This window comes from Halorubrum sp. Ib24 (genome assembly GCF_002252745.1).
Lineage (GTDB): Archaea > Halobacteriota > Halobacteria > Halobacteriales > Haloferacaceae > Halorubrum.
Genome location: NZ_NHOX01000002.1, coordinates 39,164 through 46,014, shown reverse-complemented (window position 1 = coordinate 46,014; position 6,851 = coordinate 39,164). Strand labels below are relative to the sequence as shown.

4 protein-coding genes and 1 pseudogene are annotated in these 6,851 nt (G+C 71.0%); all 5 read left to right on the top strand.

Annotated features, from left to right (window positions below; translation table 11 throughout):
- Positions 1-1,707: 1,707 nt before the first annotated feature.
- Positions 1,708-1,890, top strand: a pseudogene (locus DJ82_RS15085) (DHHA1 domain-containing protein); the annotation flags it as partial.
- 18 nt (positions 1,891-1,908) lie between these two features.
- Positions 1,909-2,715, top strand: coding sequence for an alpha/beta fold hydrolase (locus tag DJ82_RS00415; protein ID WP_094580794.1), 807 nt, complete (start codon positions 1,909-1,911; stop codon positions 2,713-2,715).
- A 94-nt stretch (positions 2,716-2,809) separates the two neighbouring features.
- Complete coding sequence (locus tag DJ82_RS00410; RefSeq protein WP_094580793.1) at positions 2,810-3,526, top strand: type 1 glutamine amidotransferase; 717 nt, start codon at positions 2,810-2,812, stop codon at positions 3,524-3,526.
- Between the two features lie 99 nt (positions 3,527-3,625).
- The gene (locus tag DJ82_RS00405) at positions 3,626-5,524 is read left to right on the top strand and encodes a PINc/VapC family ATPase (protein ID WP_094580792.1); all 1,899 of its coding nucleotides are present in this window, start codon (positions 3,626-3,628) and stop codon (positions 5,522-5,524) included.
- 127 nt (positions 5,525-5,651) lie between these two features.
- Complete coding sequence (citZ, locus tag DJ82_RS00400) at positions 5,652-6,803, top strand: citrate synthase (RefSeq protein WP_094580791.1); 1,152 nt, start codon at positions 5,652-5,654, stop codon at positions 6,801-6,803.
- The last annotated feature ends 48 nt before the right edge of the window (positions 6,804-6,851 follow it).

Here is a 6,851-nt window from a genome sequence, read left to right as displayed (position 1 = left end):
AAAAAAAGAGAAGAGATCGACGCCGTGGAGACGCTCGCGGCGAGATCGCCGACCGGCTCGACCGTCCGACCGTCGACCGGCTCCGCGAGCTCCGTCGAGCCCCTCGAATCCATCTACCGCGATCCGCCCCGACCACTCGCGGACGCTCGCGTACATGTTCGGCGACGGGACGTCTCCGAACGTCCGGCACGCGGCTCCTCGCCCGATGGTGCTCCGGCGGACGAAGCGGCTCGTCGACGAGGTCGACGTCGACCGCCCCGCTCGACGAGCTCGTTCGACATGCAGCCGAGCGCCTCGGCTACGAGAACCGCCGACACGATCCGCGGAGATCGTTCCCACCGAGGAGCGGAATACCGCGAGACCGCTCGAACGCCGGCTCCCGCAGGTGGCGTCGCTCGCAGACGGAGTACGCCGGCACCGGCCGAACCGATCCCCGACCGAGACGCTCCCTCGAGCTGTACGACTCCCACGGGATCCAGCCGGACATGGTCGCCGACATCGCGGCCGAGCGGGGCGCGACGGGTCGACGTGCCGGACGACTTCTACGGCTCGTGCCGACCGCCACGAGGCGGACGCCGACGAGGCGGAAGACGCGGCCGACGAGCCGGGCTCAGGCGACTCCCCGAGACGGAGAAGCGGTTCTACGTACGACCAGGGCCGACCGCAGTTCGAGGCCTCGTCCTCGACGTCTTCGAGCGCGAGACGGCTACGACGTCGTCTTGGACCAGCACGATGTTCTACCCCCGAGGGCGGCGGACAGGCCCGCGATCGCGGGCAGCCTCACCGCCGCGAGACGCACGGTCGACAAGTCGTCGACCGTGCAGGAGGAAGGTGGCGTCGTGCTCCATCGAACCACGCCGACCCCCCGGCAAGGGGGAGTTCGTCCAAGGGCCAGGTACGACGGCGCCGCCGCCGACCGACTCCAGCGCACCACACCGGCGACGCCACCCCTGATCGGCCACGCCGCCCAGCGAAGTGCTCGGCCGAACATACGTCCGGCAGGCCCGGCGCGCCAGAATGGGATCGACTCCTCGCCGGCTCGACGTCCGCCACACAGCGGATCACCCCGCGAGACGTCAAGCGGATCGAGCGCGTCGCCAACGACGCTCGTCCGCGACGACGTGCCCGTGCGCCAGGAGTGGCCCGACCGCAACGAGGCCCCGAGGCCGAACACGGCTTCGACCTCTATACGCCGGGGGTTGTCCGCCGGAACGAACGTCCGGCTGATCCCGTCGGCGACGCCCGACGTGCAGGCGTGCGCGGCACTCACGTCCGACCGGACGGCGAGATCGGCCCGTCCCAAAGTGCTGAAGACGGAACCCGTCCAGGACGGCGTCGAGCGGACTCGTATTCGCCGCGGTCGGCCGCGGCGATTCGAGGCGCACCCAGCGCAACGAGGGGACGCGCTGTACGACCGCCGCGAGCAGTGCTCGACGTCGACCCGCTCAGACATCCCCGAGACGGGCCGAGCGGTTCTTCGAGGAGTGAAGGCGCGCGGCAAGGAGATCGAGTCGCTGAAAGAGGAGCCGCCGCCGCGCGGCCTCCGGCGGCGCCGACGCCCGAGGAGGTCAACGTGGGCGGTGCCGCGCGTGATCCAGCGGCTCGACGGCGACGCCCGACTAGCTCGCGCCGACCGCGAACGCGCACGTCGACGACGGGAAGGTCGCGGTCGTCGGGAGCGGGGCGGACGGCTCCGCGAGCTTCGTCGTCGGCGTCCCCGACGGCGTCGACGTCAACGCCGGACAGGTCGTCGCCGACCTCGCCGGCCGCGTGGGCGGCGGCGGCGGCGGACCCCCGGACTTCGCGCAGGGCGGGGGCCCCGACGTCGACGCCCTCGACGACGCGCTCGCGGCGGCGCCGGACGTCCTTCGGAGCCTCCAAGAGGCCTAACCCACCCGCGAGTTCACCATGCCACACGCGAACAACGGCGGCGTCTCGGTCCGCTACGAGGTCGACGCGCCGGACGCGGGCGATCCCGACGAGGCGGTCGTGTTCTGCGGCGACGTCGGGCTCGGCGCCTGGCAGTTCGGCTGGCAGCACGCCGCGCTGGCGGGGCCGCACACGGTGATAACGCCCGAGACGCGCGGGGTCGGCCGGTCCGACGCGCCGCCCGGCCCGTACGCGGTCGAAGGCCTCGCCGCCGACGTCGACGCGGTATGCGCCGCGGAGGGGATCCGGAACGCCCACCTCGTCGGATACGGCCTCGGCGGGATGGTCGCGCTCACGGCCGCGCTCGCCTCCTCGCGCCCGGCGAGCCTGACGGTCGTCGGCACGCCGCCCGCGGGCGACGCTTACAACCCCGACGGCGTGTGGGCCGATCCCACCGACCCGGCGGCGGTGGAGGGATCCCTCCACGGCCTGCTCTCCGTCGACTTCCGCGAGGCGCACCCCGACGCGCTCCCGCGGATCGCCGAGTGGCGGCTCGCCGAGGACGCCGACCGCGAGACGTTCGAGGCGCACCGCGCGGCCGTCGAATCGTTCGACGTCGCCGACCGGCTCTACGAGGTCACGACGCCGACGCTCGCCGTCCACGGGACCGACGACGCCGTCTGTCCGGTGTCGGCGGCGAAGACGCTCGCGGAGGGGCTCCCCCGCGGCGAGCTCCACGTGGTCGAGGGCGCGCGGCACTTCGTCGGCGTCGAGGCGTCGGCCGCGGTCAACGACGCGCTGGCCGGGTGGCTCGCGGAGCACGGCGCCGACCCGCTCTCCGGGTGACTCGTTCGGTCCCCTCGGATCGACCCCTCCCGGACGCCGGTAGCGCTTCCCGCCGCCGCAACCGTTTTGCGTCCGTCCCGCCTCGGTGCGGGCAATGACACGGCTTCGGTTCGCCCTGCTGAACGCGGCCCACGACGGCGCCGACACCCGGCGGAACTTCCGACGGGAGCTCGACGCCGACCTCGTCGAGTTCGACGCGGTCGACGGACACCTTCCCGACCACACCGACTTCGACGGCGTGGTGGTCACCGGCTCGCGGTCGTCGGTCTACTGGGACGAGGCGTGGATCCCCGCGCTCGTGGACTACGTCGCGGACGCCGCGGAGGCCGGCGTCCCGGTGCTCGGCGTCTGTTACGGTCACCAGGTGCTCGCGGAGGCGCTCGGCGGGCGCGTGGCGGGGATGGACGGCTTCGAGATCGGGTACAACGCCGTGCGTCGGCGCGGCGACGACGAGCTGTTCGACGGGATCGACGAGGAGTTCACGGCGTTCACCACCCACGGCGACGCGGTGATCGACCTCCCGCCGAGCGCGACGCTGCTCGCCGAGAACGACCACGGCGTCCACGCCTTCCGCGACGGCCACTGCTGGGGCGTGCAGTTCCACCCGGAGTACGACGTCGACACCGCCCGCGAGGTCACCGAGGGGAAACGCGAGCGGCTCGGCGACCGCCGGGTCGACGCCGTTCTCGACGGCATCACCCCGTCGGCGCACGAGGCCGCCTGCGAGGTGAAGGGCCTGTTCGACAACTTCACCGAGTACGCCCGGCGGCTGCGATCGGAGCGCGAGTCGCGGGCGGCGGCCGACGACTGAGCGGTCGCGCCCCGGCGGCCGCGGCGCTGGTTCGGCCCTGCAAAGCGGGACGCCGCGCGGGTCGAACACGCTTATACCGCTCCCGCCCGGAACCACGGTATGAACGTAGTACCGGACACCAGTGCGGTCGTCGACGGCCGCGTGTCCGAACGCGTCGCGGACGGAACCTACGAGGGGGCGACGGTCCTCGTCCCCGAGGCCGTCGTCGGAGAGCTGGAGTCGCAGGCGAACGACGGGCTGGAGTCGGGGTGGGACGGCCTGAGCGAGCTCAAGCGCCTCGCCGACCTCGCCGACGAGGGGACGATCGAGCTCCGGTACGTCGGCGAGCGCGCCGACGGGGACGCCCGATCGCACGCCCACGAGGGCGACGTCGACGCCCTGATCCGCGACATCGCGGCCGACCACGACGCGACGCTCCTCTCGAGCGACATCGTCCAGGCGGAGGTCGCCCGCGCGAAGGGGATCGACGTCGAGTACGTCGAGCCGGTCGCCCGCGGCGTCGTCGACGAGCTTCCGATTCAGGAGTTCTTCACCGACGAGACGATGTCGGTCCACCTCAAGACGGGGACGAAGCCGAAGGCGAAGCGCGGTGCCCTCGGCGAGATGCGGTACGAGATCATCGACGAGGAGCCGACGAGCGAGGCGCAGATGGACGAGTGGGCGACCGCCATCGTCGACTTGGCCCGCCAGTCCAACGAGGGGTTCATCGAGCTCTCCGACGACGGCCTGGACATCGTCCAGTTCAGGAACTACCGGATCGCGGTCGCGCGACCGCCGTTCGCGGACGGGATCGAGGTCACGGCGGTCCGCCCGATCGCGAAGACGACGCTCGACGACTACGAGTTCGCCGACGAGCTCCGCGAGCGGTTCAAAGAGCGGAAGCGCGGCGTCCTGATCTCCGGGTCGCCCGGCGCCGGGAAGTCGACGTTCGCGCAGGCGGTCGCGGAGTTCCTCAACGACAGCGACTACGCCGTGAAGACGATGGAGAAGCCGCGCGACCTCCAGGTCGGCCCGGAGATCACCCAGTACGGCGCCCTCGGCGGCGAGATGGAGAACACGGCCGACTCGCTCCTCTTAGTCCGCCCCGACTACACCATCTACGACGAGGTGCGGAAGACGAACGACTTCGAGGTGTTCTCCGACATGCGGATGGCAGGCGTCGGGATGGTCGGCGTCGTCCACGCCTCCCGCGCCATCGACGCGCTCCAGCGGCTCGTCGGCCGCGTCGAGCTGGGGATGATCCCCCAGATCGTCGACACCGTGGTGTACATCGAGGCCGGCGAGGTCCACACGGTCTACGACGTGACGACCGAGGTGAAGGTGCCCGCCGGACTCACCGCCGAGGACCTCGCCCGCCCGGTCATCCAGGTGTCGAACTTCGAGACCGGCCGTCCGGAGTACGAGATCTACACGTTCAACCGACAGGTCGTCACGGTCCCGCTGAACGACGAGGACGGCGAAGGCGAGAGCGAGACCGGCGTCGGTCGCATCGCCAAACAGGAGATCGAACGCGAGATCCGCTCGGTCGCGCACGGCCACGTCGACGTCGAGCTCAGGGGGAACGACGAGGCGGTCGTGTACGTCTCCGAGGGCGACATCGGCACCGTCATCGGCAAGGGGGGCGGCCGCATCAGCGACATCGAAAACCGGCTCGGCATCGAGATCGACGTCCGCACCCACGACGAGAAGCCGGAGGATTCGCGCGGCACCGGTGCCGGCAGCCGCGGCGCGGCCGGAGGGGGAGACGGCCGAGGCGGACAGGTCGGCGAGGAGCGCGGCACCGTCGTCCAGCCGGAGATCACGTCCCGGCACGTCGTCATCGACGTCGACGACGGCGTCGGCGAGACGGTGGAGGTGCGCGCGGACGGCGAGTACCTGTTCACCGCCACCGTGGGGCGCGGCGGCGAGGTGCAGGTGTCCCGCGGCTCGGCCATCGCCGAGGAGTTGGAGGACGCGATCGACCGCAAGCGAACCGTGACGGTCGTTCCGGCTCGCTGACGCGGCCGATACGCCGCGTCTCGCCCGCCGATATCGGCGTCGTTCGACTCCCCGATGTTCGTCGATCGTCGAACTTCATCCCTCCTGAAAGATAACGCTTTTTTGGCGGTGGTCGGAACGTCACTGCATGTCAGACGAGTTAAAGCGCGGGCTCGAAGGCGTCCTCGTCGCGGAGTCGGAGCTGAGCCACGTCGACGGCGAGGCCGGCAAGCTCGTGTACCGTGGGTACGACATCGAGGACCTCGCTCGCGGCGCGAGCTACGAGGAGGTGCTGTACCTCCTCTGGCACGGTTCGCTGCCGACGCGCGAGGAGCTCGACGCGTTCGCCGCGAACCTGGCCGCGGAGCGGGCCGTCGACGACGACGTCCTCGAGACGGTCCGGACCGTCGCCGACGCCGGCGAGCGGCCGATGGCCGCCCTCCGGACGGCGACCTCCATGCTGTCGGCGTACGACCCCGACGCGGACACGGACGACGACGATGTCACGGAGACGGCCCGCCGGCAGGGCCGTCGGATCACGGCGAAGGTCCCCACCGTCCTCGCGGCCTTCGAACGCGCGCGTCAGGGCGAGGCGCCGCTCGCCCCGAACCCGGACCTCTCGTACGCCGGGAACTTCCTCTACATGCTCACCGGCACAGAGCCCGACGCCGTCAGCGAGGAGACGTTCGACATGGCCCTCACGCTCCACGCCGACCACGGGCTCAACGCTTCGACGTTCACGGCGATGGTGATCGGATCGACGCTGGCCGACGTCTACTCCGGCGTCACCGGGGGGATCGGCGCGCTCTCCGGCTCGCTCCACGGCGGCGCGAACCAAGACGTGATGGAAGTGCTCTACGAGATCGACGACTCCGCGAAGGACCCGGTCGCGTGGGTGAAAGACGCCCGCGAGAACGGCCGGCGCATCCCCGGCTTCGGCCACCGCGTGTACAAAGTGAAGGACCCGCGGGCGAAGATCCTCCAGGAGAAGCTGCGGGACCTCTCCGAGTCGTCAGGCGACACGAAGTGGCTCGACTACACCACCGCGATCGAGGAGTACCTCACCGACGAAGGACTGTTAGACAAAGGTATCGCGCCGAACGTCGACTTCTACTCCGGCTCCGTCTACGACTCGCTCGGTATCCCGGTCGACATGTACACGCCCATCTTCGCGATGAGCCGCGCCGGCGGTTGGATCGCCCACATGGTCGAGTACCAGGCCGACAACCGCCTCATCCGTCCGCGCGCCCGGTACACCGGCCCCGAGAGCGCCGAGATCGTTCCGATCGACGAGCGGTAGACGGAGCGGCAGCGGTCTCTCGCGACGCGGCCGACCTCTAAACCGAGC

What these genes read in the sequence shown, in the direction of transcription:
- DJ82_RS00415 (WP_094580794.1), top strand. Translation starts at nt 1,909, where the DNA reads ATGCCACACGCGAACAACGGCGGCGTCTCGGTCCGCTACGAGGTCGAC.
- DJ82_RS00410 (WP_094580793.1), top strand. Translation starts at nt 2,810, where the DNA reads ATGACACGGCTTCGGTTCGCCCTGCTGAACGCGGCCCACGACGGCGCC.
- DJ82_RS00405 (WP_094580792.1), top strand. Translation starts at nt 3,626, where the DNA reads ATGAACGTAGTACCGGACACCAGTGCGGTCGTCGACGGCCGCGTGTCC.
- citZ (WP_094580791.1), top strand. Translation starts at nt 5,652, where the DNA reads ATGTCAGACGAGTTAAAGCGCGGGCTCGAAGGCGTCCTCGTCGCGGAG.